This window comes from Motiliproteus sediminis (genome assembly GCF_017912535.1).
GTDB classification, from domain to species: Bacteria; Pseudomonadota; Gammaproteobacteria; order Pseudomonadales; family Balneatricaceae; genus Motiliproteus; species Motiliproteus sediminis.
Window position 1 is genome coordinate 26,541 of the sequence record NZ_JAERQK010000005.1, and the last position, 24,491, is coordinate 51,031.

Here is a 24,491-nt window from a genome sequence, read left to right on the forward strand (position 1 = left end):
CCAGCCGCTTATGATCGTGTTGCCGGGTGCTCCGCTGCGTGAGTGGAACAGAACTTGCTGAGTTCAGCGTAACGATTTTCCTGCTTTTACCCTTGGCGGAGATGCCATGCAGTCAAACAGCCAGGCCACCGAGCAGTTCCTGCTGGCGGCTAAACACGCTGAGATTCATACACTTGAGCAACTCGCGGCGAGCTGCGAGGTGGTTACGGAGGTGAGCGGGCTGATTCACCAGCTGCAGCGCGAACGGGGAATCAGCAATATCTTTCTGGCTTCGGCGGGTGCGCGCTTTGCCGAACAGCGTGCGGAGCAGATTACCCACTGTCTCCAGAGCGAAAAAGCGTTGCGACAACTGCTTAACGTGCACTATTTGGGTGCAAAAAAGCCGCCGGGGAGCATGCGCCTGCTCAATAGCATCGCATTTGTGCTGCAGGGCCTGGACAACCTGGCAGAGCTGCGGCGACAGGTTGATCAGCAGGAGATCAGCGCACTGGATTCCACTCGTGCGCTGTGCCGACTGATCGCTGGTTTGCTGTCGGTGGTGTTTGAAGCCGCCGACATCGCCAGCGACCCGGTGGTGACGCGGGTGCTGGTGGCGCTGTTCAATCTGATGCAGGGTAAGGAGTACGCGGGGCAGGAGCGCGCCTGGGCTGCTATCGGTTTTGCTGCCGGGCGCTTCGATGAAGCCACCTGCAATCGTCTCAGTCATCTGCAGGACGCTCAACAACGCAGCTTCGAGTTGGTTGTGGAGTTCGCACCGGGCCTGCTGGTGACGCGCTGGCAAACGCTCGAAGAGAGTGGCGATGTGGCTGACCTTGGGCGCTTGCGCGAATTGATCCGCGGTCTGTGCCGGGGGGAGCCGATCGCCCCTGAGCTGAGCGAGGTCTGGTACGAACTGGCGACCCGCCGGATCGACCAGATGCGGGAGCTGGAGATCCTGCTCGCCGAGGAACTTGCCCGAGCCAGCCAACAGCAGCTGGCGCAGGCCGAGGCCAACCTGCAGGCCCACCGTGACCGGCTGCAGGCGTTGGCTACCATCGAAACCCCTACCGGCTCACCGCTGACCATGCTGTTTGACCCGGACGCCCCCGGTCTTTATGGCGCTGACGGCACCGATCTGACGCCAGTCGAACAGGCGGAGGCTCCGGATCTGGCGCGTTCGGTCTACGATCTGGTGCGCGGTCAGGCGGAGCATATCAAGCGCATGGGTGAGGAGCTCAGCGACGCTCGCCGTGCGTTGACCGAGCGCAAGCAGATCGAACGCGCCAAAGGGTTGTTGATGCAGAACTTCAATCTCACCGAGGAGCAGGCGTACCGGCGTATGCAGCAGCGGGCGATGGAGTTGAACACCCGACTGGCGGAGGTGGCCGAAACCCTGATTGCGGCGGCGGAGCGGGTGCGCTGAGGAAGCTTTCAATAACGCTAATGTTAGAGCGAACAGGCTGCGTATTGATGCAAACGTGAACGATCGGGAGTTTATTTGTTGCAGGCTTCAGGATTAACCATTGCCTGCTAAACTGCGGGCAGGACGCACACTTGAGGGATCATCATGCAAACCATCAGGGCCAAACTGGCCGCCATCTTCATCGCGGTACTCGCCATCGTGGTGGCCGTCACTCTGGGGAGTTTTTACGGTCTTAAACTCCAGCTCGGTGAATACCAGAGCCTGATCAGCGAGGAGGCTGCCCTGCAGAGCGATATACTGCGTGCTCAGAGCGACTTCAAGATTCAGGTACAGGAGTGGAAGAACGTACTGCTGCGCGGGGCTGACGACAAGCAGCGGGAAAAGTACTGGGGGCGTTTTCAGGAGCGAGAGGCCACCGTACAGGCGGCGGTGACCAGAATGAGCGAACGGGTTGCGGAGTTAACCCGCCTGGATGAGCACTATCGCCAGTCGCCGCTGGCGCAACTGATCAACGATTTTATTAACGCGCATAAGCAGATGGGTACTGCCTATCGCAAGGGTTACCAGGCCTTTGTAGCCGCCGGTTATGACCACCGTGCAGGCGATAAAGCGGTTTCCGGCATTGACCGTGCGCCCACCAAACTGCTGGACGAGGCGGTTGCCGAGGTGGACAAGATCATGCAGGTCGATGTCGACGAGGCCTCTGCGGCGACCGCTGCGCTGTTACGCAATGCGCTGATACTGCTGATCATCAGTGTTGTCGGTGGAGCCCTGCTGTTTATCTACATGAGCAACCGCATCATTGTTCGTCCGGCGCAGGCGCTGAGCGGCGATCTCAAACACCTGGCAGAGGGGGACTTCTCGCAGGAGATCCTGCATTCAGCCAATGACGAAATAGGCGGCCTTGCCGATAGCGCCCGTACCCTGCAGGAGAGCATCGCCGGCATTCTGGCGACGCTGCTGGCCTCGGCGGAGAAGACCAACTCCGCCAGTCAACACCTGATGGGGGCTGGTGGGCGCGCGCGGGAGATTGCCGAAGACCAGCATGCCCAGACTACCCAGGTAGCCACGGCGATAAACCAGATGAGCGCGACGGTACAGGATGTGGCCCAGAGTGCGCAGGAAGCCGCATCCGCGGCAGTTGAGGCGGATAAACAGGCGCGCAACGGCCACACGGTGGTCAATGAGACGGTGAGTGCGATCAACGCCCTGGCCAGCGAGATTGAACGGGCTGCCGGGGTGATCGAATCGGTCAACAGTGATTCCCGTGAAATCGGCGGCATTCTTGACGTGATTCGCGGTATCGCCGAGCAGACCAACCTGCTGGCACTTAACGCAGCCATTGAGGCGGCGCGCGCCGGCGATCAGGGGCGCGGATTTGCGGTGGTGGCCGACGAGGTACGCTCGCTGGCGCAACGTACCCAGGAGTCCACCGAGGAGATCCAGCGAATGATCGAACGGCTCCAGCGTGGTGCGCAGAGTGCAGTGGAGGTGATGACCTCCAGCCAGTCACAGGCGCAACAGGGGGTCGACAAGGCGTCGGCAGCGGGGGATGCACTGGACAAGATCGAGCAGGCCATCGGCCGCATCAGTGATATGAACCTGCATATCGCCAGCGCGGCGGAAGAGCAGTCGGTCGTCGCGGAAGAGATCAACCAGAATGTTACCGCCATTGCCGGCATCACCGAGCAGTCGCTGGAAAATGCCGAAACCGTGGCCCAGGTGAGTCAGGAAGTTGCCCTGCTGTCAGAGGAGTTTTCAACCATTACCAACCGCTTCAAGGTTTAAGGGTTTACTTCCCGGCAGCGGGAGCCCGATACTGCGCCTTGTTGAGACTTGTCGCCAACCAGGGAGGGACTATGGCATCAGAGATTCGTTACTGCCCTGACAACCGGATTATCTATGTCACCCACCGCGGGCAGGTCGATCACGATGATCGCATGCGGCTGAAGACCTTTATCGAGCAGTTGGGGGTGGGCAACAAGCGGATGTTGGTAGACGTGCGCGAGGTGAAGTCTTTTGTTGTCAGCGAGGAAGCCCAAGCGTTCTACCGCGCGATCGAGGACTCCGGTTTGTACTTTCGCAAGATCGCGCTGGTCCATGATCCCCGCTTCAATCCTTACGTGGTGATGGCCAGCGCGGGGGTAATCGAGGGCTTCAATATCGAGGATTTCACCACCATTGAAGCCGCCGAGCGCTGGCTGCTATCCCGTTAATCCGCGCTGATCTGCACTTGAAGGCTGGCCTGCTTCGATATCTGTATTGATGTTTGTGCAGGTTTTGATTTTGTGCAACCATCGTCCTGCGCTGTTGTAGTGCCTGCCTTTAACCGGATGTAAGGGACGCTGTTGTGCAGATGTTTGAACTCACCGAACAGGATCTGACGTTGGCCTGGTCGGGCGAATATAGTGTTGGCGAACCGATCATCGACCAGCAGCACCAGCAGATGTTTGAGCTCTACAATGAGTTGGTGGCGCTATTCATTGCCGGCCGCCCCGGTACAGATTTTGTGCAAACTGCCACCGGATTGCTGTCGTTGTCGCAGCAGCATTTCGAGGACGAGGAGCGGTTGATGGCCGCCGCCGGCGCCGGGGATCTGGACAGTCACCGCCACAAACACGCTGAATTGATCACCGGGTTGCAGACAATGACCGCAGAGCTGGACATGGTATCGGCTACGCCGTCGGTCGCCATGATGGTTGTGTTCAGGGACTGGATTCTCACCCATATCCTCAGTGAAGATCTGCAGTTGCGGCCCTTGTGGGCCGCGTCCGAGCAGGGCTGAGCTGGTGCCGGTCAGCGAACCTGCTGCTGTTTTCCTTCGGTACGATCCCACAGTTCCCAGCTGTCCCCGCTGCGCATCAGCGCGTGCAAGAGCTGGTTATTCAGCGCATGCCCGGTCCGGTAGCCGCTGAAACGGCCGATAAAGCGGTAGCCTGCCAGGGCCAGATCGCCCAGCGCATCCAGAACTTTATGACGCACGAACTCGTCGCTGTAGCGCAGGCCGTCGGGATTCATTACCCGGTCACCTGCGATCAGAATGGCGTTGTGGAGATTGCCCCCCTTGGCCAGCCCCAGTTTGGTCAGGGTATCCAGCTGTTCCCTGAAGCCGAAGGTGCGGGCGCCGGCCAGATCCCGTGAAAAGCTGTCGGCGGAGATCGGTAGCCGCAGCTGCTGACGACCGATGGCCTCGGAATCGAAGTCGATCTGCATCTCGATCTCCGGTGCCGCAGCCGGTCCCAGGCGGGCGACGCTATCGCCGTCGCTGACGCTGATCGCGCGGTTGATCACCATGATCTGACGGGGTTCAAACTGGGTACGAATGCCGCTCTGCGAGATCAGATTGGTGAATGGCAGGGCGCTGCCATCCATGATCGGTACCTCCGGCCCGTCCAGAACGATATGGGCGTTATCCACTCCGGAGGCATAAAGCGCCGCCAGCAGGTGTTCCACGGTGCTGATGCGGGTGCCCCACTCGTTGCTGATGGTAGTCGACAGACGGGTGTCGGTAACCCGGTTGTAGCGGGCCGCGACCTCTGCTCGCTGGACCGGCAGGTCGCGGCGGTGAAAGGTATAACCGTTGTTTTCCGCTGCTGGCATCACGGTCATCATTACTTTGATGCCGCTGTGCAAACCGGTGCCGATACAGCTGAAGCTATTGGCCAGGGTGTGTTGCATGGGATGGATCGGGGTGAAGCGGGGTTGATGGATAAACATGGGATCGCCCTCTGCGTTGTGTTACCGCCACAGTACGGAAGCCGCGGTTTCCGCTCTTGGCCGCGAACGCCATCAACTTGGCTTAGACTTATCCCGTTACGCCAAGCAGTTGTCTTTTTACCTCAAGCATGGGGAGCCTATGGCCCGAACAGTGATCAGTACGGCAGCGGTGCTGGTGTGGGAAACCCTCACCGCAGAGGGGTTGGATGCCAGAGCGATATTCCGTGAGGCGGGGCTGGATCCGGCGCTGCTGAGTGACGGCGATGGCCGCTACCCCATGGAGGGGATGCGACGCTTGTGGTTGGCGGCCCAGCAAGCCTCGGCCGAGCCCTGCTTCGGTGTGGCGGTAGGGCGACGCTGGGCTCCCAAGCACTTCCATGCGCTGGGGTTTGCGCTGCTGGCCTGTGGCACGGTGATGGAGGCACTGCAGCGGTTACAACGCTATGGCCGTATCGTCAATGATGCGCTGCGGGTGCAGCTGGCGGTGGAGGGCGACCTGTGTCGATTATCGCTGTCACTGGAGCCGGACGCGGAGGATTTGCCCGCCAGTGTAGCGGTGGTGGCCGGAGTGACCAGCATGGTGACGATGTTGCGGCAGTTGATGGGGCCCGGTTACTGCCCCCACAGTATCAGTGTGCGTGCGGCGCGTCCGGCCGCGGCGGTAGAGTTCGAGCGCTATCTGGGTTGCCCGGTGTACTACGGTGCCGCGGAGACGCTGCTGGTGCTGCAACGGGCCGACTGCGAGAAAGCGGTTATGGGGGCCAGTGCCGAACTGTTGCAGGCCAACGAGCGCGTTGCCGAAGGCTACCTGGCACGAATGGCGAAGGCAGATATTGGCGCGCGGGTGGAGCATGAGCTGATGGGCTTGTTGCCCAGCGGTGATGTCAGCGAACAGAGTGTGGCTGACCACCTGGCGCTCAGTGTGCGCTCGTTACAGCGTCAGCTGCAGCAGCGTGGTGTCAGTTTTAACCAACTGGTCCAGCAGGTGCGTCAGCGTCTGGCCAAGGGCTACGTGGACAACCGCCAACTGAGTCTGACCGAGATCGCTTACCTGTTGGGTTTCTCCGAGCCTGCTAACTTTACCCGCGCCTTCAAGCGCTGGTATGGCTGTCCGCCGTCGGCGTACCGCAAGGCGCGGCTGTTAGGGTAATTGAATGTCGCTTGGTCACCGTCAGCTTTGTAGCAGGTAGTCGGTGGTGCCCAGCTGTTTTAATCGAATGGCCTGGCGAATGAAAAAGTGGCTCAGGGCCGCAACAAAGAACACCTGGGCAAAGAGCCCCACCAGTGGGATGGTGGCTATGAGGTAGAAGAGCAGCGCGTAGCCATGCAGGGAGCCGCGATTGACCGCTTTGATTTTCTTATAACTATCTTTGCTGGTGATGTTGCTGGCGATATCTCTGAGCAGCAGCTTTTTGAACAGCAGGTAGGTAATGAAGTGAAACAGGAAGAATCCCACCACTGGTATCAAGTAAAGCGGTAAACAGATAACCAGCAGCAGGGTGCAGAAGGCAACCACCACCGCCATGTAGAGCAGGCTGGTGGCGATATTCCCAAAACTGTCTGAGGCAAACGCGGGGTAGTGGCGTCTGATAACCGTGCGGACGATGAGCGGTGTAATCAGGCCCAGCAGGCACAACGAAACCGCTATGGAGGCGTAAAAGGCGACGAAAGCCAGCCCGGTGTAGACGATGAACACGGACAGCGATGCCAGGTAACGGCTATGAAAAATAGCCGAGATTATCCCGTGAGTGCCGAGGGCTCCCTCAAACCAGGCTTGAACGCTGCGAAGACCCTCGTCCGCAGTGCTGTTGATCAAGCTTTGTAAACTGTCGTAGCTGAAAGTGAACAGGGTTATGACGGCGATGCAGACGGCGAACAGCGGAAACAGCGAGGTTATCAGCAACGGTGCGGTAAAAAAGTCGTTAAGCCCAGCCCCTAACGGACTGTTCTGATAGCGTGTATTCATTGTTGACGCGGCGCGAGCGGTAAGGGGGGATAAGGGTTTGGACAGGGGCCCGGTGGCAGACACCCTGTCCGGAGGTGTGGTTTAACCGAACATCCAGCTACCGGGGCTGGCGATCGGTTCGCCCTTGCCCAGTGCCTTCAGCCCTTTGGCGCAGCGAACGCACACCCAAACTACCCAGAACAGAATGATCAGGTAACCCACCAGAATGAGCGACGTCAGGCCGCCGATGAACAGCATCAATAGGCCGATCCAGAAAGTACGAATCTGAAAACGGTAATGGGTGGCGGCAACAGGATCGGCATCAGACTTGTTGACATAAGCCATGATCAAACCTGCGAGTGCGGTAATGCCGAAGATCAGCCCGGCAAAGTATAGAAAATAGATGATCTTGGCAGATCCGGTATCAACAGTTACCGGGTTGGTGTTGGTTTCTGCCACAGCAGTAGCGGCTGCACTATCAGTCATAGAGGTCTCTTCCTTAAGTAATTACGAATGTAATCAGTCCATTAGCGTTGTGATCATACATCAAAAATTGATCATGACAACATCGGTGTGCCGTTGCTGTACTAACAGGGGGTGGATGCACAATACAGTGCATTTGGCCGGTGCGTAATTGATCGCTGTTGCACAGTGTTGGTGCAACAGCGCGCTGCTAGGTAGTGTGACTTTTAATAGTTTTTAATAAATCAAAACAGAGAGTTAAATAGTTATTCCAGGTGCTGGCACAGCGCTTGCTCATGCTCTGCTAACAACTTTGTTGCGTCGGTCCTTCAGCCAGGGGCGGCGTAGCTTCCAAACGGACAACGGCGTCCACCGCGATCTGCTCAGGCAGATCCGCAGTGGACGCCGTTTTTTTTGGCCTGAAGCAGGCGAGGACAAGCTATGAGCCCAGTGAATCCGGTGGATAACACAGCCCCTGAAACGAGCAGCCGCACCCGTATCGTGGTGGTCGGTAATGGCATGGTGGGACACCAGTTTATCGACAGCCTGCTGGCCAGCGATAACGCCCACCGGTTTGAGCTGATCACCTTCAGCGAAGAGTCACGGGTGGCCTACGACCGCATGCACCTGACCGAGTATTTTCAGACCCGCAGCGCCGAGCCGCTGGCGATGACCACGCTGGAAAAGTATCAGGCACAGGGCGTGACCCTGTATCTGGGTGACAAGGTGGTGGGCATTGATCGTGACGCTAAAACCGTTACCTCGGCCACGGGTAAAACCATCGGTTACGACAAGCTGGTGTTGGCCACTGGCTCTTACCCCTTCGTGCCGCCCATTGAAGGTAATGATCGCGACAACTGCTTTGTCTACCGCACCATTGAAGACCTGGAGGCGATCACCGCCGCTGCGGATAACGGTGCCAAGGTGGGTACGGTGGTGGGCGGCGGTCTGCTGGGACTGGAAGCCGCCAAGGCGATCAAGGACCTGGGGCTGGAAGCCCACGTGGTGGAGTTCGCCCCCCGGCTGATGGCGGTGCAGGTGGATGAGGGCGGCGGCGCGCTGCTCAAGGATAAGATCACCGATCTGGGCGTGGGTGTGCACCTGTCCAAAGCCACCAGTCGCATCGTGGCCGGTGATAGCTGCCTGCACAAAATGGAGTTTGCCGATGGCGAGGCGCTGGAAACCGATCTGGTGATCTTCTCTGCTGGTATTCGTCCGCAGGATGAGCTGGCGCGCAGCAGCGGTCTGGACGTAGGCGAGCGCGGCGGCATTGTGATCAACAACGAATGCCAGACCTCGGATAAATCGATCTATGCCATCGGTGAGTGTGCGCTTTGGAACGGTCGCATATTCGGTCTGGTGGCGCCCGGTTACACCATGGCCAAGGTAGCCGCCAGTCACCTGGCCGGCGGTGAGCAGTGTCTGACTTTTGATGGCGCCGACATGAGCACCAAGCTCAAACTGATGGGTGTGGATGTGGCCTCCATCGGCGATGCCCATGGCGTGACGCCGGGTGCGCGGGTCTACACCTACTTCAACCAGCCGGATGAGGTGTACAAAAAGCTGGTGGTGAGCGAAGACGGCAAGCTGCTGCTGGGCGCGGTGCTGGTGGGTGATGCGGCCGATTACGGCACGCTGCTGCAGTACATGCTCAACCAGATTCAACTGCCGGAGTTCCCGGAAGGGCTGATCCTGCCCCATCGTGGTGATGATGCGCAGACCGGTCTGGGCGTGGCAGCGCTACCGGATACCGCGCAGATCTGCTCCTGTCATGACGTATCCAAGGGAGTAATCCGTGATGCGGTAGCCGGTGGCTGCTGCAGCGTGGGTGACGTGAAAGGGCACACCAAAGCCGGTACGGGTTGTGGTGGCTGTGTGCCGCTGCTGACCAATCTGGTCAACCATGAACTGGAAGCGCTGGGTGTAGCGGTGAGCAAGGATATCTGCGAACACTTCCCCCATACCCGTCAGGAGCTTTACCACCTGATTCGCGTCGGCAAGATCAAAACCTACGCCGAGATGCTGGAGAAGCATGGCAAGGGGCACGGCTGTGAAATCTGCAAACCCGCCATCGGCTCGATTCTGGCCAGCTGCTGGAACGACTACGTGCTCAAAGATGAGCATATCGGCCTGCAGGACACCAACGACATCTTCCTCGGCAATATGCAGAAAGATGGCACCTACTCCATCGTGCCGCGCATCGCCGGTGGTGAAATCACCCCCGACAAGCTGATCGTACTGGGTGAGGTGGCCAAAGAGTTTGACCTTTACACCAAAATCACCGGCGGCCAGCGGGTGGATCTGTTCGGCGCCCAGCTGCACCAGTTACCCCAGATCTGGCGCAAGCTGGTGGACGCCGGTTTTGAAACCGGCCACGCCTACGGCAAGTCGGTGCGCACGGTGAAGTCCTGCGTCGGCAGCACCTGGTGTCGCTTCGGCGTGGATGATTCCGTCGGCCTCGCCATCGATATCGAGAATCGCTACAAGGGGTTGCGCGCGCCGCACAAACTCAAGTTTGCCGTGTCCGGCTGTACCCGTGAGTGCGCCGAGGCGCAGTCCAAGGACTTTGGGGTGATCGCCACCGAGAACGGTTGGAACCTCTATATCTGCGGCAACGGTGGCATGAAGCCGCGTCATGCCGACCTGTTCGCCACCGATCTGGATCGCGAGACTCTGATCCGCTACATCGACCGGCTGCTGATGTTCTATATCCGCACCGCCGACCGTCTGCAGCGCACCTCGGTGTGGATGGACAACCTCGAAGGCGGTCTGGATTACCTCAAGCAGGTGATCATCGAGGACAGTCTGGGCATCAGTGATGAGCTGGAAGCGGAGATGGACCTCAACGTGGGCAACTACCAGTGCGAGTGGGCCACCACCCTGGCGAGCCCGGAAAAGCTCAAGCGCTTCAGCCACTTCATCAACGCCGACGACACCGACGACAACCTCGCCTTTGTGAAGGAGCGCGACCAGATCCGTCCGGCCCGCGACGATGAGAAAGCCAACCTGATCGCCAAGGCCAGCTAACTGGCCCGCAGGAGGAGTAACGACCATGACTCAATGGACCGCAGTATGTGAACTGAACGACATTGCACCGGATACCGGCGTCTGTGCGCTGGTGCAGGGACAGCAGGTGGCGATCTTTCGTCAGGCGCGTACCGACCGCCTGTTTGCCATCGGCAACTTTGATCCGGTGGGTAAAGCCAACGTGCTCTCACGTGGTCTGCTGGCGCAGCTGGGTGAGGCCATCACCGTCGCTTCGCCGCTCTACAAGCAGCACTACTGTCTGCGTTCAGGCACCTGCCTGGAGAACGGGCAGCTCAGGGTGCCTGTCTATGCGGTGCGGGTCACCGCGGGGCAGGTCGAAGTGGCGGCAGCCTGAGTTGGCCGTTGTGGCTTGGGGAACCTAAAGCCTTGCCCGGATATCCGGCCAGTTGCTGTCTCCCCGGCGAATATAACCGGCGGTATCCGCCTCCCAGCGCTTCTGCACTGATTTGGAATAGTTGAGGTACAGCTTACCCTCGACGATGCGCCAGGCTTCCGGGTCCACCTTGGCGGTATAGCCGTTGGCGACCGCATAGGCGCAGTAGCCGCCGTATTGCGGCGCAAACGCCTCCGGATTGGCGATAAAACGCTGCCGGTTGGCGGCGCTGCTGAAGTACCAGTCGGCACCCTGCCAGCGATAACTGAACTGCCTGCTCCCCTCAACGGCTTTGGCATCGGCAAAGTAAGCTACGGGATCGTACCCGGCAATCGCGCTGTTGCTGCCACCCTGGGTGTTGACCGGGCTCGCTTGGACACTGCCTATCAGCAGCAGGGTAAGGAGAATCGCGAACGCTTTCATGGGGAGTTCCTCGAACCGTCAGGTTGGGCCTATAGATGAATGCAGCGCGTTTTTGTTACAGGCATAGATGCCGGAATAGGGCGGTGTGAGCTGGGACGAGGCCGGGCCAGGGTCCGCCTGCATCAGCCGGATGCAAGAGCGGCTGCTATCTCCTGCCGGGCGGCAGTGCAGCGCTGGCACGGCTTTGTCGGCGGTTACGCTTGCCGGGCTATCCAGCGCCTTGCAGCGTCAAAATCGTCAAATATCTCCGTGGTTACCCGGTGAATTTCACAGACGTTTTTGATGTGTTGGTAGCTGGTTATATCAGCGGATGCGGTGAACACGATTGCCATGGTGTGGCAGTCAGGCAGGTCGTTGCGAAACTCCTGCGCGAGCGTATCCAGTTCGATCAGGCGCAAACGGGTTAGATCGGCCTGACGGTAGTCAACCAGCGCTTTGTGGATGGCGTGTTGGGTGTAAAAAGGTCGGCTTTGTTGGCGCGCGGATTTGATCGTTTCGGGCGACAGTTCGCCCCTCTGGCATATCAGCAGGCAGTCACAGTCAGCCAGATACTCCATGTCCGTAGTAACTTGCATGGTGCTCCGTCTCTGCAGAGAGTCTGTGGTTGGTGGTGGCTGCATCATACTATGTTAAGCCGCTTGTCGCGGACTCAATAGTTCGTAATTTACGAACAGTCCGCACAACAAAACGAAAACTCCCACACCGGTAATACCCTAGTATGGCACTAGGTTAAATTGGGAGGTAAGCGGTATGTTTGCGATTCATGATCGGCAAGGCCTGAAGCTGCGCGGTAGTATGGAGCAGCTGAGACAGCACAAGCAACCGGCACCGGACCGGCTCAAGCGGCACCAGCTGTTCTGGGACCAGCCCGATACCACCGGTCCGGTGTTGGCGTTTACCCAGCCGGCGACAGCGGCTAATCGCTATGAGAAAGCGGAAGCACTGTATCGCCGGATGCTGAACCTGCGCGTCAATGAGCCGGTGGTGCATGCGCACCAGGTGATGTCGAGCTATGTCTACACCCTGTCGCCGCAGGACTCGCTGGCGGATGCATGGCGCTGGATGCGTGACTATCAGGTAGAGCAGATGCCGGTGGTTGGCGAGGGTGAGGGGGTGGTGTCGCTGCTGGCACGCCGGGATATCGAATCTTTGCTACTGGATCAGAAGCTGACGATTGAGTTGTTGGCACGCAAAAGCGTCGAAACGGTGATGCCTGAAGAGATCATTACTACCGAGCCGGTCGCCTCTATCCGTCGGATCGCGCGGGTGATGGTGGATTACCAGCAGCATGCGATGCCGGTGGTGGATGACCGTGACAAGCTGGTGGGTATCGTTACCCGGGGCGATATTCTGCGGGTACTGTCCGAGCAATCCAAGCTCAGTTTCTGGACCTGAGGACGCCCCCCGGGGTCAGGGGCTGAACAAATTGTTGCGGGCTGTTTCGGTAATGACGCTGACCGCCGGATGTTTGATCCGGCGCTCGGCAGAGATCACGTAGAACCGTTCGATCACCTGATCCGTGCGCCCGATCACTTCCACGCCGTACTTGTCGAGCACATCCTGCTCTACCGCGGTGGGCGAGCTGAACACGCCGGCTCCGCGTTCGCCGAACGCTTTCATCAGCGCCCGGTCATCGAATTCTGCAATCAGTGTTGGTTGCAGCCCCTGACGATCCAGCCAGCCATCCAGCTCGCGGCGCAGATTACTGCCGTTGCTGGGCATCAGCATGGGGCTAGTGTGCAGGCTTTGAGGAAAATCGGAGCTCAGATCTGCCGCCAGTGCCGGGGCGGCAAAGAAGCTGATGCTCGACTCCCCCAGCAGATGATTGTACGCCTTGACGTTGAGGGTCGGATTGATCGGACTGTCGGCGATCACCATATCCAGTTTGTGCACCGACAATTCGGACAACAGGTCCACCAGGGGGGCTTCATGGCACTGCAGCTGTACCGGCGGTTTGAGCTGGAGTACCGGTTCCAGAACCCGGTAGGCGAGCAGTTTGGGGACCACCATCGCTACACCAACACGCAAGCTTTGCGTGGTTCCCTGGCGTCCGGCGAGCAGATCCTGTAGCTCCAGCCCGATGGAAAACATCTCTTCGGCATAGGCAAACACGGTCTGGCCGGTATCGGTAAGGGCGAGATTACGCCCCTCCTTGCGAAACAGTTTGGTACCGATCTGTTGCTCCAGTTCCCGTAGCTGGCCGCTGATGGTCTGTGGGGTCAGGCAGAGAATATCTGCCGCTTGAGTGATGGAGCCGGAACTGGCCACCGTCCAGAAGTAACGCAGATGCTTGAGGTTGATCTTGAGGTTGTTCATCCGTCCCTGTCCCGACAACTGGCTACGGGTGGGGGTTCGTTTACCGAAACCGCCCCGATATCGCTGTAGCATAGTCGTGGTACGCACGTTGTGTTGCCGTTCAGGCCGACTTGACCGGCGAAACGAAACCGCCGGGCTTCACCGCCAGCACCGAGCAGTCGCTGCGCTGCAAGATATCTTCGGCGGTGTTGCCGATGATCAGGCCGGGAATGCCGGTTCTGGCCAGCGTGCCGATCACGATAAGGTCGGCCTTTAGCTGCTCCGCTACGCGCTGGATAACCTCGGTTGGCTCGCCCTTGTGCAGGTGGAGCTCGACCTCATCTGAACCCAACTGGTGGCGTTCAAGCAGCGCGCGCAGTTGGCTGCTGTGTTGCTGGCGAGTCTGTTCGCGCATCTTTTCAAGCTCAACATCACTGAGTCCGTAGCGGCCGCTCCGGAGCATCGATTCACCGTAGAACTGCCAGGCATGAACCAGAGCCAGCCGGGAACCGTCGGCTTTGGCAATGTTGTACGCCAGATCGGTCACCGTGTCGGCGCAGTCGTCCTCCTCGCTGCAGGGATCGACGGCGGCCAAAATGGTGCGGTAGTTGCGAGCTTCAGTACCCCGCTCGATCCACACCGGGCAGGGGCATTTGCGCAGCAGATGCATGTCGCTGCTGCTGAGCGGCTGGTCGGCACCGTTACGCGCCGGCTTGATCAGCAGCTCGTGAGGCTCATTGATGACGGCACGGATCGCCTCGATAAACCCCCAGCCGGTGCGGACATCGATGCGAACGGGATGGTTCAGGGGGGCCGCGTGCTGGAGTAATTTTCGTAGCTCCTGCTCCTGATACTGTCTGATGATCTCATCGATACCGAGGCCAAAGCGGATCTTTACCGCGGCAGGAGAGGGCAGGTTGCCGATTACGTCCATCACGGTGAGCCGCGCTTCATGCCGGTACGCCAGACTGATCGCCCGCTCCAGCGCCGGATTCATGGTCATATCGCCATCGGCAAAGTAGAGAATGTTACGTAACGGTTTCATGTTGTCCTCCAACAGGGTTAACGCGGGAACAGCCATAGCGAAACGAGCAGCACCAGCAGCACCAGCGGCAGCGCAAGGCTGGCCGCCCGATCTGCCGAGATAGCGGGTATCCAGGCTCTGATCGGCAGCGGGCGGACGGATCTTTCCGCCGCCGCCGCGGCTTGTCTGCTGTGCACGCGAGCGGCAATCGTGGGCCAGCGCTGGGGGAACAGTTCAATCAAATCCCCCGCTGGGATGGTGCCGGATAACGGGTGCAGCCAGGGCGCGCGACCGCTGCTGACCAGCAGCGCCAGCGCCAGACCCAGGGCCCAAAGCAGCGCGGAACCCGGCGTCAACGCGTCTACCAGCGCGATCGGGAGCAGCGCGGCGGTCAGGATCAGCAGTAGCCAGGGGGTGACCCTCTGGCTCAGGCGAGCAGTTCCGCGGTAGTGAGTCATAACCCAGAGAAAGCGAACCATCAGCATCGGCGTTACCAGCGCCGCGACGCCGAAGAACAGCAGCACGGTGGTAGCCGCTGCACCGCCGGTGTCTAGGGCTCCGGACAGGAGATCTTTGGCCGCGGCACCGCCAGCAAAGGGCGCGCCGCTGAGGATCGCGGCCGGGATTACCAGCAGCCCGAACAGGGCGCGGCTGTGGTACTGCTTGATAACGCCGACTCCGATGAATAGCGCGCCTTTGCACAAGCCATGGACCAGGGCGTACACCGTGATTGCAACCATGATCGCGGCCGCGGCGGCGGGTTGGTGCAATGCGACGCCGATGGCGGCGGCGAACAGGCTCATCTTGCTGATGCTGGAGTAAGCCAGAATGACTTTAGGGTCTTGCTGCAGCAGCCCGATTGCCGCTGCGAGCGTTGCCCCCAGCGCACCGCTGACGACAAACACCCAGCCCCAGAACGGCTGCGCTGCGCCCCCCAGTGGCAGAAAGGTAAACCAGCCGACCAGTGCGGTGGCGATCATCGCGCCGCTGAGTACGGCACTGGCGCTGACCGGGGCGGCGGGATGCGCCAGTGGCAGCCACACATGAAAGCCGAACAGACCCGCCTTGATGGCAAAGCTGACGAACAGCAGCGCCATCTCCAGATTGGAGCCGCCGGATAGCTGTTCCGGGGCGGGGGCTAACAGGCCGGTGCGCTGGTAGATCAGCAGCAGCGCGATGAGTAGCAAAAACTCGGACGCCAGCGTCATGATCAGGTAGACCCGTGCTGCCCGGCGCGCTGCCCGGGTGGCGGTGTGGACCACCAGTCCGAAACTCGCCAGCCCCATCAGCGCGAAACCGAGATAGAAGCTGATCATATCCGTGCTCAGGATCAGGCCGATGTTGCCTGACATCGCCAGCGTCATGAACAGGCGCAGGCGGCCGCCGTGCGGGTCTTCACCGTCACTGGCCAGACAGTGAGCGCTGGCGGCCAGCCACAATAGTGCGGTGAAGGTAAGGAATAACCGTTGCACGCCGTCCATGCCCAACTCGGTGCCGAGCAGCAGCCAGGGCAGCGACAACTGACTGCCCGCGGGTAGCAGCCAGGCGGCGGCCAGGGCCGGCAGCGGAGCAGCGATCAGCAGCCAGCGACAGCGGTTGCCGGCGATAACGGCCGGGGCCAGCAGCAGCGGCACCAGCCAGCTGGCTAACAGCAGCAGGTTCATTGACGATACTCCCGGGAGGCGATCAATTGAGCCCATTCCAGCGGGCTATAGGGTGACGCAGCGAACAGTCCAACCAGTAGCGCCAGCGAGGCGGTAACCACCGGGGGCCATTGCAGGCTGGGCAGAGTCTCCCCGGCATATCTGGTGTCGTTCTCGCAGGGCCAGGCGTTGGGTGGCAGGAACCAGGCACGGTAAAGGATCGGCATAAAGTAGGCCGCGTTGAGCACACTGCTGGCAAGCAGCACCGGGATTATCCAGGCACCCTGGCCGGCTTCCAGCGCCCCCAGTCCCAGATACCACTTGCTGATAAAGCCGGCGACCGGCGGCAGCCCGATCATGCCCAGCGCAGCGACACTGAAGGCCAGGGTGGTGGCCGGCATTCGCCGACCGATGCCGTTCATCTCGCTGACCCGGTGCACGCCGAGGGTTTCTGCGTAATTGCCGGCCGCGAAGAACAGGGTAATCTTCATTATTCCCTGATGCACCAGGTGGACCACGCCACCAATGGTGGCGAGAGGACCAAGGATCGCGGTTCCCAAGGCGATGTAGGACACCTGGCTGACGGTAGAATAGGCCAGCCGTTTTTTCAGCTGATCCTGCGACATCGCTTTGACCGAGCCGTACAGAATGGTGAACGCGGCGATTACTCCCAGCGGTGTGAGTACCTCCAGTTCGGCAGCGAATTCGACCCCATAGACGTCGTAGACCACCCGTACGATACCGAACGCGCCCGCTTTGACCACCGCAACCGCATGCAGCAAAGCGCTGACGGGGGCCGGAGCGACCATCGCCTGCGGCAGCCAGCCATGCAGCGGAAACAGCGCCGCCTTGACCCCGAGGCCGGCGATCAGCAGCAGGAATATCCAGCGCAGGCTGTCCTGGTCAAGTCCGGGAATGTCGCCCAGGATGCCTCCTTGCGAGAAGTCCAGCGGGCCGGCGAGAGTGCGCAGCCACACCGCGCCCACCAGTAGCAGTACCCCACCGGCGAGGGTGTAGGCCAGATAGAGGCGGGCGCCGCGTATCGCTTCGGGGGTGCCTTTGTGGGCGACCAGCGGATAGGTGGCGAGTGTCAGCAGCTCGTAGAAGATCACAAAGGTGAACAGGTTGCCGGCCATCGCCAGCCCTACCGTGGCGGTGACACACAGGCTGAAAAAACCGAAAAAGCGACTGCGGTCGGGGGAGTGCTGCAGATAACCGATGGCGTAGATGGTGGTAACCAGCCACAGCAGGGTCGACAAGCTGACAAAAAGTACCGACAGCGCATCGGCATGCAGTACCAGATCCAGCCCCGGTGCCAGTGCCCAGCGGGTTTCGAATACCTGCTCCTGATACACGCCCCAGATCAGCCAACCTACCAGTGCTACTTTGACGATGGCTCCGCTCAGGTTGAGCAGGCTGCGCAGACGCTGCCGTTCCTCCTTCAGCGTGAAGATGATCAGTCCCGGAATCAGGGAGCTGGCGAGAATCAGCAGCGGCAGCAAGACACTCGGTGTCATAGGATGTTCCCCAGTCCGGTTGGAGCCAGCAGTGACCAGATCGGCGCTGCGCCGAGCCCCAGGCCAAGGGTGGCCATGGCGGCCAGCAGCAGTGCCGGTAATTCGCCAGATAGCAGCTGCTTGCCGGTGGGCGGTGGCGGCTCGGCCGGAGCGAAGGCGGCACCGAGAACGCGAACAAGATAGGCAGCGGCCAGCAAGGTGCCGATGACGGCGACCAGCAGCCACCACCACTGGGCGGTCACCAGACTGGCGCTGATCAGCGTCCACTTGGCCAGAAAGGCACCGCTGGGCGGCAACCCCACCAGCGCGCTGCCTGCCAGGGCAACCGCGAACAGGGTGACGGGCAACTGCCGCGCCACGCCGTTGATGCGGTCGACCTGATCATGCCCGAGTCGCTGCTGAATAATGCCGATCGCCAGAAACAGCGCCGCCTTGGCGATGCCATGGTTGAGGGCGAAAAGAACCAGCGCACCAAACGCCAGAGCGCGGCTGTCGTGGTCGGGCAGAGCCAGCAGAATGGGCACAAACAGGAACAGATAGCCCATCTGGGACACGGTAGAGTACGCCGCCATCAGTTTCAGGCGAGTGCTCATCAGCGCCCGCCAGGACCCCCAGATCACGGCGGTTGCACCCATGGTGCCGATCAGGGTGGCGAACGCGGGTGTGATGACCGCCGTGAACAGCTCAAACCACAGCCGCAACAGCAGATAGAAGGTCACCTTGACCACCAGCGCTGACAGCACGGCGCTGACCGGTGCCGGCGCGCTGCTGTGAGCCGCCGGCAGCCAGATATGCAGCGGCAGCAGAGCACATTTGATCAGCAGGCCGCTGCTAAGCAATAGCAGGGCAGTCAGGGACGCCGGAGAGGCCTGGATCTGTTGCGCCAGCGAGGGGATCGCCAGGGTGCCGTACTCGGCATAAACGAGCGCCACCCCGGTCAGGTACAGCAACGAGCCGATTAATCCCAGCAACAGATAGCGCAATGCCGCCCGCAGCGCCTGCGGTTTATCCTTGCCCAGGGTGCAGAGTGCCGCCGCGGATAGCCCCAACAGCTCCAGGGTGACGTAAAGGTTGAACAGGTCTGCCGACAAAAGCAGCGCGTTTATGGCGCCATTGAGCAGCCACCATAGCGGCCAGAACCGGTAGCGAACCTGATCGTCGGTGAAATAGCGCCGGGCGAACAGGGTGGCCGCCAAGGTGACGACGGTACCAAGTGCAAGCAGCAAGGCGCTTAGCGCGTCGGCCCGCAAACTGATCCCCAGATCACCGCCCCACCCGCCGAGGTGATGCAGGATAACGGGCGTAGCGGCAATGGCGTCAAGCAGCAACAGGCTGCACCCGACCAGCGCCAGTGCGACCAGCGGTGACAACAGGTCGGCAAGCCGCGGCCACAACAGGCAGCCCAGGCTAGCCCACAGCGGCAATGTGGCCAGTGCGATCAGCAGATCACTCATGCGCTGCTGTCCTCCGCCGGCCCGTCGCCGGAGGGAGAGTCGTGGTGCAGGCGGCGGTTGATGGCAATCGCGAGCCCGGAAGCGGCGACGGCAACCACGATGCCGGTCAATACCAGCGCATGGGGTATGGGATCCGCCGTCTGCCCAAAGCCGCGATAAGCGATCGCCACAAACAGCAGAAAAACCCCGACGCCGGCAATGTTGATCGCGATAATGCGCGCCAGCAGAGGCTCATCTCGGAGCGCTGCGCTTAACCCCAGACCGATAATCAGGGCGCCGGTGACGGCATAGATCAACTGTGTCGTTTCCATGTATCGACTCCGTTGGAGGGGGCGTGACAAGGCCAGTGAGGGTGCAGGTGGCCACCCAGATAGACCAGCGACAACATGCAGGCAATGGATAGCATCGCGCCGGCCTCGATCAGCAGAATCAGGAAGCCGGCCGTGGATGGTGGATATTGCAGGAAAGCGCCACCCAGGACGGTTTGCAGCAGGCCGACACCGAGGAACAGCAGTAGCCCCAGCGCAAGCAGAGCCCGCAGCGCTCCGACCCGGAGGTGGGTAAAGCCGGGGTTGTTGTTCAACCGCAGGACCACGGTGGCGGCGGCAAGCACGGCACCCGCCTGAAAAGCCCCGCCCGGGGCATGAGCCCCGGTCCACAGCAGATAGCCCGCGGTTACCGTCAGCAGGGGCAGCAATATGCGGGTCAGCATGCCGGTTAGCGGGCTGTCATGAGCGGTTACCGGCCGTGCCGGAGCGAGATTCAGAACCGTCAGCGCCGCACAGAGCAGCACCGCCAGTTCGAGTAAGGTATCCCAGGCTCTAAAGTTGAGCAGCACCGCAGTGACCGGATGAACGACGCCGGCGTGGGGCATCTGCTGCTGTAGCTGCTGGATGGCGATCCCTTCGTGCAGCGGAAACAGCGTTACCACGGCGGCACAGAGCGCGAGGGTCAACAATGCCGTGATTGCGGTAGTCAGCAGCCTGCCAAGGCGGGGCTGCGTCAGCGGCGGCTGGGGATCTGTCTCATCGTTGAGAGCCGACAACAGCAGGGCGCCGGTGAGTCCGGCGCCGATTGCGGCTTCGGCCAGTGCCAGATCGGGTGCATTCAGTCGTGCCCAGGCGATTGCGCACAGCAGGCCAAAGGCGATAAAAAACACCACCCGTTGCTGCAGGCCTCGCGCGTATAGCGCCGCAACCGCGAGTATCAGCAGCGATATACAAAGGGTGAGGTCGATCAGCATCCAGCTCATCAGCGGGTTTGCTCCTCAATCGCTCGTTGGGCAATCAGGGGACCGGTGGTCGCGCTGGAGCAGAGCAGCAATAGCCAGATGGTCACTATCTTCACGCCGTCGATCCAGTCAGGTTGCAGCAGCGCCAGCCCCAGTGCCAGCAGGCCCAGGCCTAGATTGTCGATCTTGGTGAGCGCATGCAGGCGGCAGTAACAGTCGGGTAACCGCCAGATAGCCAGGGTGCCCAGGGCGAACACCGCCGTGCCCAGGCCGATCAGCAACGCGGCCAGCCAGATGAAGAAACTAGCTGTCACGGGACCTCCTTTGGGTAATGGCCATCACGGTCACGCTTGCTAAAAGGGCGAGTATCAGCGCCACATCGGTCAGCGCTGGTTGTTGTAATAGCGTGCCCAGCAGCAACAGGATGCCGGTGCCGCCGGTGCCCAGCAGCTGAATACAGAGGAACTGGTCACCCAGGGTCCGGCTGAGCAGCAGCCGTATCAATGCCACGCTGATCACGCCTACCAGAACCAGCAGGGCCGCCAGCAGCAGTGTTGATATCGAGGCGCTCATGATCGGCTCTCCGTGGTTCCGTCCGGCAGCGCGGTGGCCACCAGCTGTTCCAGGTGGTTGAGCTCACGCAGATTGTCGCTGCAGGTATCGATGACATGGAGCGTCAGACCGTCGTTGTGAGTGCGTACCGACAGGGTGCCGGGGAGCAGATTGACGCAGGTGATGAACAGGTTGCGTGCCGCCTGGCGGCGCAGAGTGATGGGATAAACGATAAAACCGGGGCTGACACGGACGCGCCGGGTCGTGCAGCGGCAGATCAGGTCCCAGCCGCTACGGACCGATTCACCCAGGAAGTACCAGGCCAGAACCATCACTCCGGCCAGACTGCAGCTCTGTGGCCCGGGGCGGTTCAGCCGGGTCATACTCCACAGGGCGGCCAGGACCGTGGGAATACCCACCATCAGGCTGCTCAGGGAGAGATTCACCAGAAGCAGCCAGCCGGTCAGCAGTAGCAGCGCCAGAACCAGATGGCTGGCGATGGGTCTGACGTTGTTATCGGCCTGTCTCATCACGCATCGTGTCACTGTTGAATGGTGGTAGAGACAGTTATAGGGGCTGACTTGTAAGTATAAAAATCGATTTATTGGCATTTATAGTTCGTAAAAAACGATCTGTGTGTGACGCCGGCCGATCAGGATCGAACCAGGTGATGTCTGGTTCCCCTCTCCACGGGTAGGACATGGTTTGCAGCAATCCCGGCGGAACTGCGGTAATCTTCGCAGAGTCATCACTGCTATCCGGGGAGCTGTCGTTGTCTGACCACCGCTTGTCGCCGCTTGCCTGCTATCGGCGTGAACTGCAAAGGCCGGACTTTATCGCCGATCCCGCCCAGACTGAGGTGGTTACGAAGCTGGAGCAGCGTTACCAGGCGCTGGCGCAACCTGCTCGGTCCGGAGCTACCTGCCGCGGCTTGTATATCTGGGGTCCGGTGGGGCGGGGCAAGAGCTATCTGATGGACAGCTTCTATGCGTCGCTGCCGACGGGGCTGGGGCTGCGTTTGCACTTTCACCGTTTCATGCGCCGCGTTCATCGGCGGTTGCTGGCGCTGTCCGGCCGCTCCGATCCCCTTCGCACGGTGGGCGCGGAGATCGCGGCGGAGGCGAGGGTGCTCTGCTTTGATGAGTTTTTTGTCGCCGATATCGGTGATGCGACGATTCTGGCGCGGCTGCTGCAGACGCTCTTTGATCATGGCGTGATGCTGATAGCGACTTCTAACGTAGCCCCTGCTGAACTCTATCGTGACGGGTTGCAGCGTCAGCGCTTTCTGCCGGCGATTGCTCTGCTTGAATCGCAAACCGAGGTCGTGGCGCTGGATGGCGGGCAGGATTATCGCCGTTTGAGTGCGGCTTCGTTGCCTTTTTATCTGACCCCGGACGATGCCGCCGCCGAGCAGCAGTTGCGTGCGTTGGTATCGCAGCGTGCCCGTGGTCCCTTAACCGGACGGGGACGGGTAGAGATCCTGGGGCGGCGTATTGATATCCGTGCCCAAGCGGAGAACCTGCTGTGGTTTGAATTCGCGGCCCTGTGCGAGGGGCCGCGCAGCCAGTTGGACTACATCGAGCTGGCCGAACGCTACGAACTGCTGGTGGTCAGCGGGGTTCCCCAGCTGGGTGGGCGGCTGCAGCAGCGTAAAGTGGCGGTGGGTACGGAAGACAGTCTGGATAACAGTATTGGCGGGATCGATCGCAGCGTGCAGCAGGGCTGGCATGATGACGCGGCCCGGCGATTGATCGCACTGGTGGATGAACTCTACGATAACGGCCGTTTGCTGCTGTTGTCGGCGGCGGTGCCGGTCGATCAACTGTATGCCGGTGGCCGGGTGGCGTTTGAGTTCCAGCGCACCATCAGCCGGCTGATCGAGATGCAGACCCGCCACTTTGCCGATACTGACCGCACCCGGGAGTAATTCGGTTCAAGTTATCGCCTTCTGCGACGATACAGAGGGGGAGCCTGGCGCTACGGTGGGTGCAGTTGACACGGAGGTAACAGTTTGGCGGTAAAAAAAAGTTCGGCTCCCCTGATTCTGTGCGCGGCGGCCGTGGTGGTAATGTTGATCGCCCTGGTTACCTCAATGGTGATGGCTGCCTCTATTCAGCCGGTGGGCAAGTCGTCTGCGGAGCTGCAGCGGGTGGCGGAGCAGCTTGATAGCGTTGCCAGCATCCGCACCATTCTGTTTTCCTACGCGCACCAGTACGGAGTAACCGAGGCCAATCTGCAGCGGGCGTTGAACGCGGCGCTCGGCTTTCTGACCCTGGGAGCGGGGCTGGTGGCGGCCCTGTCGGCGGCGCTGCTGGCGCAGATCAGGCGGGTTGAACAGCTCAAGCGGGAACTCCAGCAGCTGCACGAGCAGCGTCGCTAGGGGCCGGTTCTGATCGTTGCCGGTGCTGTTTCCGGCTGCGAAGCTGATGTTTCGTCTGTGGCTGGCGCCTCAACAGCGGGCGCTTCCCACACCTCTTTGCCGATCTGTACTTTCACCACGTTCTTGAACCGGTGGCTAAGCTCGCTAACGGCGGCTTCAAGGGTGTCGTCGTCGCAGAGCATGGTGCCACCGCGGCCGTCGGCGGTAAAAAACTGGTAAGACTTCATGGTCAGGTTCGCTGTCTGAAGAGAGGGCTATTTTGGCCCAGTCACTGGCGGATGTGAAGCCTGGTCGCGTTGTCGCCGCTGGCCTGATGCAGTAGGCTAAGCGCGATTCCATTGGTTATCTGTTCAGGGAGAGATCCGTTCATGAGACTGTTGCCAAATTCTGTCTGCAAGGTGTTTGCAGGTGGCCTGATGCTGGCCCTGCTGGGGGGGTGTCAAAGTGCCTATTACGGGGCGATGGAGAAGGTGGGCTACGCCAAGCGTGACATTCTGGTGGACCGGGTCGAGGCGGCGGCGGAAACACAGCAGGAGGTTCAGGAAGAGGTGCAGGTGGCCTATGAGGCCTTCAACGCGCTGCTGAATCTGGAGAGCTCCGACCTTGAGGCCCGCTACGAAGCTTTGAACGATGCCTACGAAGACAGCCGTGACAAGGCCGACGAGCTAAGTGAGCGGGTGGCGGCGATCGAGTCAGTGGCGGATGCGCTGTTTGACGAGTGGCAGGAGGAGCTGGGACAGTACAGCAGTCAGTCGCTCAGGGCCTCCAGCGCGGCCAAGTTGAAAGACACCAAACGCCGCTATGCGCAGTACCTGAAATCGCTGAAACGCTCCGAAGCGCGGGTTGAGCCGGTGCTGGCGGTGTTCAAGGATCATGTGCTGTTCCTCAAGCACAACCTGAATGCCGAGAAGGTCAGCGCGCTCAAGGGCGAAGTACGCCGCTTTGATGGTGACGTCCAGCGCTTGATTAGCGAGATGGACAAGTCCATCGCCGACGCCAAGGCGTTCGTCAAAGAGCTCGAATAA

Annotated in this window: 27 protein-coding genes; 11 read left to right on the forward strand and 16 right to left on the reverse strand. The window is 60.6% G+C overall.

Annotation, left to right across the window (positions count from 1 at the left end):
- The first annotated feature begins 106 nt into the window (after positions 1-106).
- The 4 genes from JJQ76_RS10540 to JJQ76_RS10555 all read left to right on the forward strand — a co-directional run bounded on the left by JJQ76_RS10540 (position 107) and on the right by JJQ76_RS10555 (position 4,187).
- A complete protein-coding gene (locus JJQ76_RS10540) occupies positions 107-1,402 on the forward strand; it encodes a nitrate regulatory protein (RefSeq protein ID WP_210396795.1) in 1,296 nt (431 codons plus the stop codon).
- Between the two features lie 144 nt (positions 1,403-1,546).
- Complete coding sequence (locus JJQ76_RS10545) at positions 1,547-3,190, forward strand: methyl-accepting chemotaxis protein (RefSeq protein WP_210396796.1); 1,644 nt, start codon at positions 1,547-1,549, stop codon at positions 3,188-3,190.
- Positions 3,191-3,261: 71 nt separating this feature from the next.
- Positions 3,262-3,618, forward strand: coding sequence for an STAS/SEC14 domain-containing protein (locus JJQ76_RS10550; protein ID WP_210396797.1), 357 nt, complete (start codon positions 3,262-3,264; stop codon positions 3,616-3,618).
- A 140-nt stretch (positions 3,619-3,758) separates the two neighbouring features.
- A complete protein-coding gene (locus JJQ76_RS10555; protein ID WP_246480624.1) occupies positions 3,759-4,187 on the forward strand; it encodes a bacteriohemerythrin in 429 nt (142 codons plus the stop codon).
- Positions 4,188-4,198: 11 nt separating this feature from the next.
- Here the strand turns inward: JJQ76_RS10555 and lpxC are convergent, their stop codons facing one another.
- Positions 4,199-5,119: a UDP-3-O-acyl-N-acetylglucosamine deacetylase gene (lpxC, locus tag JJQ76_RS10560; RefSeq protein ID WP_210396799.1), complete on the reverse strand. Its 921-nt coding sequence runs from the start codon at positions 5,117-5,119 to the stop codon at positions 4,199-4,201.
- A gap of 139 nt (positions 5,120-5,258) precedes the next feature.
- On the opposite strand from lpxC, the gene JJQ76_RS10565 reads away from it, so the two are divergent.
- Positions 5,259-6,269 (forward strand): AraC family transcriptional regulator, encoded by a 1,011-nt coding sequence (locus JJQ76_RS10565; RefSeq protein WP_210396800.1) that lies wholly within the window; start codon positions 5,259-5,261, stop codon positions 6,267-6,269.
- A gap of 21 nt (positions 6,270-6,290) precedes the next feature.
- Here the strand turns inward: JJQ76_RS10565 and JJQ76_RS10570 are convergent, their stop codons facing one another.
- The gene (locus tag JJQ76_RS10570; RefSeq protein ID WP_210396801.1) at positions 6,291-7,085 is read right to left on the reverse strand and encodes an EI24 domain-containing protein; all 795 of its coding nucleotides are present in this window, start codon (positions 7,083-7,085) and stop codon (positions 6,291-6,293) included.
- An 81-nt stretch (positions 7,086-7,166) separates the two neighbouring features.
- Positions 7,167-7,550, reverse strand: coding sequence for a DUF4870 family protein (locus JJQ76_RS10575; protein ID WP_246480573.1), 384 nt, complete (start codon positions 7,548-7,550; stop codon positions 7,167-7,169).
- Positions 7,551-7,967: 417 nt separating this feature from the next.
- Here JJQ76_RS10575 and nirB point away from each other — a divergent pair, with 417 nt between their 5' ends.
- Entirely contained in the window at positions 7,968-10,553 is a 2,586-nt protein-coding gene (gene nirB, locus JJQ76_RS10580; RefSeq protein ID WP_210396802.1) for a nitrite reductase large subunit NirB, read from the forward strand.
- Positions 10,554-10,578: 25 nt separating this feature from the next.
- Positions 10,579-10,908 carry a nitrite reductase small subunit NirD gene (gene nirD, locus JJQ76_RS10585; RefSeq protein ID WP_210396803.1) on the forward strand — a complete coding sequence of 110 codons (330 nt, stop codon included), beginning with the start codon at positions 10,579-10,581 and terminating at the stop codon, positions 10,906-10,908.
- Positions 10,909-10,932: 24 nt separating this feature from the next.
- Here nirD and JJQ76_RS10590 read toward each other — a convergent pair whose 3' ends face one another.
- A complete protein-coding gene (locus JJQ76_RS10590; RefSeq protein ID WP_210396804.1) occupies positions 10,933-11,370 on the reverse strand; it encodes a YHS domain-containing (seleno)protein in 438 nt (145 codons plus the stop codon).
- Positions 11,371-11,564: 194 nt separating this feature from the next.
- Positions 11,565-11,945 (reverse strand): hypothetical protein, encoded by a 381-nt coding sequence (locus JJQ76_RS10595; protein WP_210396805.1) that lies wholly within the window; start codon positions 11,943-11,945, stop codon positions 11,565-11,567.
- 175 nt (positions 11,946-12,120) lie between these two features.
- Between JJQ76_RS10595 and JJQ76_RS10600 the strand changes: the two genes are divergently transcribed.
- Positions 12,121-12,765, forward strand: a complete 645-nt coding sequence (locus tag JJQ76_RS10600) for a CBS domain-containing protein (RefSeq protein WP_210396806.1) — start codon at positions 12,121-12,123, stop codon at positions 12,763-12,765.
- 15 nt (positions 12,766-12,780) lie between these two features.
- Here the strand turns inward: JJQ76_RS10600 and nhaR are convergent, their stop codons facing one another.
- From nhaR to JJQ76_RS10650, 10 genes are read right to left on the reverse strand one after another with little or no spacing between them, the layout of a single operon-like run.
- Positions 12,781-13,773, reverse strand: a complete 993-nt coding sequence (gene nhaR / locus JJQ76_RS10605; protein ID WP_343232522.1) for a transcriptional activator NhaR — start codon at positions 13,771-13,773, stop codon at positions 12,781-12,783.
- A 13-nt stretch (positions 13,774-13,786) separates the two neighbouring features.
- Positions 13,787-14,710 carry a universal stress protein gene (locus JJQ76_RS10610; protein WP_210396807.1) on the reverse strand — a complete coding sequence of 308 codons (924 nt, stop codon included), beginning with the start codon at positions 14,708-14,710 and terminating at the stop codon, positions 13,787-13,789.
- A 17-nt stretch (positions 14,711-14,727) separates the two neighbouring features.
- Positions 14,728-16,353 carry a proton-conducting transporter transmembrane domain-containing protein gene (locus tag JJQ76_RS10615; RefSeq protein WP_210396808.1) on the reverse strand — a complete coding sequence of 542 codons (1,626 nt, stop codon included), beginning with the start codon at positions 16,351-16,353 and terminating at the stop codon, positions 14,728-14,730.
- The gene (locus tag JJQ76_RS10620) at positions 16,350-17,849 is read right to left on the reverse strand and encodes a complex I subunit 5 family protein (RefSeq protein ID WP_210396809.1); all 1,500 of its coding nucleotides are present in this window, start codon (positions 17,847-17,849) and stop codon (positions 16,350-16,352) included. Before JJQ76_RS10620 ends, JJQ76_RS10615 begins: the two co-directional genes overlap by 4 nt.
- Entirely contained in the window at positions 17,846-19,303 is a 1,458-nt protein-coding gene (locus JJQ76_RS10625) for a complex I subunit 5 family protein (protein ID WP_210396810.1), read from the reverse strand. Before JJQ76_RS10625 ends, JJQ76_RS10620 begins: the two co-directional genes overlap by 4 nt.
- Positions 19,300-19,614, reverse strand: coding sequence for an NADH-quinone oxidoreductase subunit K (locus JJQ76_RS10630; RefSeq protein WP_210396811.1), 315 nt, complete (start codon positions 19,612-19,614; stop codon positions 19,300-19,302). The genes JJQ76_RS10625 and JJQ76_RS10630 overlap by 4 nt, the downstream gene beginning before the upstream one ends.
- Positions 19,596-20,555: a hydrogen gas-evolving membrane-bound hydrogenase subunit E gene (gene mbhE / locus JJQ76_RS10635; protein WP_210396812.1), complete on the reverse strand. Its 960-nt coding sequence runs from the start codon at positions 20,553-20,555 to the stop codon at positions 19,596-19,598. The genes JJQ76_RS10630 and mbhE overlap by 19 nt, the downstream gene beginning before the upstream one ends.
- Positions 20,555-20,848 (reverse strand): cation:proton antiporter, encoded by a 294-nt coding sequence (locus JJQ76_RS10640; protein ID WP_343232523.1) that lies wholly within the window; start codon positions 20,846-20,848, stop codon positions 20,555-20,557. Before JJQ76_RS10640 ends, mbhE begins: the two co-directional genes overlap by 1 nt.
- Entirely contained in the window at positions 20,838-21,107 is a 270-nt protein-coding gene (locus JJQ76_RS10645) for a monovalent cation/H+ antiporter complex subunit F (RefSeq protein WP_210396813.1), read from the reverse strand. Before JJQ76_RS10645 ends, JJQ76_RS10640 begins: the two co-directional genes overlap by 11 nt.
- Entirely contained in the window at positions 21,104-21,616 is a 513-nt protein-coding gene (locus tag JJQ76_RS10650) for a Na+/H+ antiporter subunit E (RefSeq protein WP_210396814.1), read from the reverse strand. Before JJQ76_RS10650 ends, JJQ76_RS10645 begins: the two co-directional genes overlap by 4 nt.
- 242 nt (positions 21,617-21,858) lie before the next feature.
- Between JJQ76_RS10650 and zapE the strand changes: the two genes are divergently transcribed.
- Both zapE and JJQ76_RS10660 read left to right on the forward strand, forming a co-directional pair.
- Positions 21,859-23,013: a cell division protein ZapE gene (gene zapE, locus JJQ76_RS10655; RefSeq protein ID WP_246480593.1), complete on the forward strand. Its 1,155-nt coding sequence runs from the start codon at positions 21,859-21,861 to the stop codon at positions 23,011-23,013.
- A gap of 84 nt (positions 23,014-23,097) precedes the next feature.
- Positions 23,098-23,466 (forward strand): hypothetical protein, encoded by a 369-nt coding sequence (locus tag JJQ76_RS10660; protein ID WP_210396815.1) that lies wholly within the window; start codon positions 23,098-23,100, stop codon positions 23,464-23,466.
- On the opposite strand, the gene JJQ76_RS10665 is transcribed toward JJQ76_RS10660, so the two are convergent.
- Positions 23,463-23,693, reverse strand: a complete 231-nt coding sequence (locus JJQ76_RS10665) for a hypothetical protein (RefSeq protein WP_210396816.1) — start codon at positions 23,691-23,693, stop codon at positions 23,463-23,465. The genes JJQ76_RS10660 and JJQ76_RS10665 overlap by 4 nt on opposite strands.
- Positions 23,694-23,834: 141 nt before the next feature.
- Between JJQ76_RS10665 and JJQ76_RS10670 the strand changes: the two genes are divergently transcribed.
- On the forward strand, positions 23,835-24,491 hold the full coding sequence (locus JJQ76_RS10670) for a DUF2959 family protein (RefSeq protein WP_210396817.1): 657 nt from the start codon (positions 23,835-23,837) through the stop codon (positions 24,489-24,491).

Excerpts from the sequence above, each read along its gene's own strand:
- JJQ76_RS10540 (WP_210396795.1), top strand. The coding sequence starts at position 107 with ATGCAGTCAAACAGCCAGGCCACCGAGCAGTTCCTGCTGGCGGCTAAA.
- JJQ76_RS10545 (WP_210396796.1), top strand. The coding sequence starts at position 1,547 with ATGCAAACCATCAGGGCCAAACTGGCCGCCATCTTCATCGCGGTACTC.
- JJQ76_RS10550 (WP_210396797.1), top strand. The coding sequence starts at position 3,262 with ATGGCATCAGAGATTCGTTACTGCCCTGACAACCGGATTATCTATGTC.
- JJQ76_RS10555 (WP_246480624.1), top strand. The coding sequence starts at position 3,759 with ATGTTTGAACTCACCGAACAGGATCTGACGTTGGCCTGGTCGGGCGAA.
- lpxC (WP_210396799.1), bottom strand. The coding sequence starts at position 5,119 with ATGTTTATCCATCAACCCCGCTTCACCCCGATCCATCCCATGCAACAC.
- JJQ76_RS10565 (WP_210396800.1), top strand. The coding sequence starts at position 5,259 with ATGGCCCGAACAGTGATCAGTACGGCAGCGGTGCTGGTGTGGGAAACC.
- JJQ76_RS10570 (WP_210396801.1), bottom strand. The coding sequence starts at position 7,085 with ATGAATACACGCTATCAGAACAGTCCGTTAGGGGCTGGGCTTAACGAC.
- JJQ76_RS10575 (WP_246480573.1), bottom strand. The coding sequence starts at position 7,550 with ATGACTGATAGTGCAGCCGCTACTGCTGTGGCAGAAACCAACACCAAC.
- nirB (WP_210396802.1), top strand. The coding sequence starts at position 7,968 with ATGAGCCCAGTGAATCCGGTGGATAACACAGCCCCTGAAACGAGCAGC.
- nirD (WP_210396803.1), top strand. The coding sequence starts at position 10,579 with ATGACTCAATGGACCGCAGTATGTGAACTGAACGACATTGCACCGGAT.
- JJQ76_RS10590 (WP_210396804.1), bottom strand. The coding sequence starts at position 11,370 with ATGAAAGCGTTCGCGATTCTCCTTACCCTGCTGCTGATAGGCAGTGTC.
- JJQ76_RS10595 (WP_210396805.1), bottom strand. The coding sequence starts at position 11,945 with ATGCAAGTTACTACGGACATGGAGTATCTGGCTGACTGTGACTGCCTG.
- JJQ76_RS10600 (WP_210396806.1), top strand. The coding sequence starts at position 12,121 with ATGTTTGCGATTCATGATCGGCAAGGCCTGAAGCTGCGCGGTAGTATG.
- JJQ76_RS10610 (WP_210396807.1), bottom strand. The coding sequence starts at position 14,710 with ATGAAACCGTTACGTAACATTCTCTACTTTGCCGATGGCGATATGACC.
- JJQ76_RS10615 (WP_210396808.1), bottom strand. The coding sequence starts at position 16,353 with ATGAACCTGCTGCTGTTAGCCAGCTGGCTGGTGCCGCTGCTGCTGGCC.
- JJQ76_RS10620 (WP_210396809.1), bottom strand. The coding sequence starts at position 17,849 with ATGACACCGAGTGTCTTGCTGCCGCTGCTGATTCTCGCCAGCTCCCTG.
- JJQ76_RS10625 (WP_210396810.1), bottom strand. The coding sequence starts at position 19,303 with ATGAGTGATCTGCTGATCGCACTGGCCACATTGCCGCTGTGGGCTAGC.
- JJQ76_RS10630 (WP_210396811.1), bottom strand. The coding sequence starts at position 19,614 with ATGGAAACGACACAGTTGATCTATGCCGTCACCGGCGCCCTGATTATC.
- mbhE (WP_210396812.1), bottom strand. The coding sequence starts at position 20,555 with ATGAGCTGGATGCTGATCGACCTCACCCTTTGTATATCGCTGCTGATA.
- JJQ76_RS10645 (WP_210396813.1), bottom strand. The coding sequence starts at position 21,107 with ATGAGCGCCTCGATATCAACACTGCTGCTGGCGGCCCTGCTGGTTCTG.
- JJQ76_RS10650 (WP_210396814.1), bottom strand. The coding sequence starts at position 21,616 with ATGAGACAGGCCGATAACAACGTCAGACCCATCGCCAGCCATCTGGTT.
- JJQ76_RS10665 (WP_210396816.1), bottom strand. The coding sequence starts at position 23,693 with ATGAAGTCTTACCAGTTTTTTACCGCCGACGGCCGCGGTGGCACCATG.
- JJQ76_RS10670 (WP_210396817.1), top strand. The coding sequence starts at position 23,835 with ATGAGACTGTTGCCAAATTCTGTCTGCAAGGTGTTTGCAGGTGGCCTG.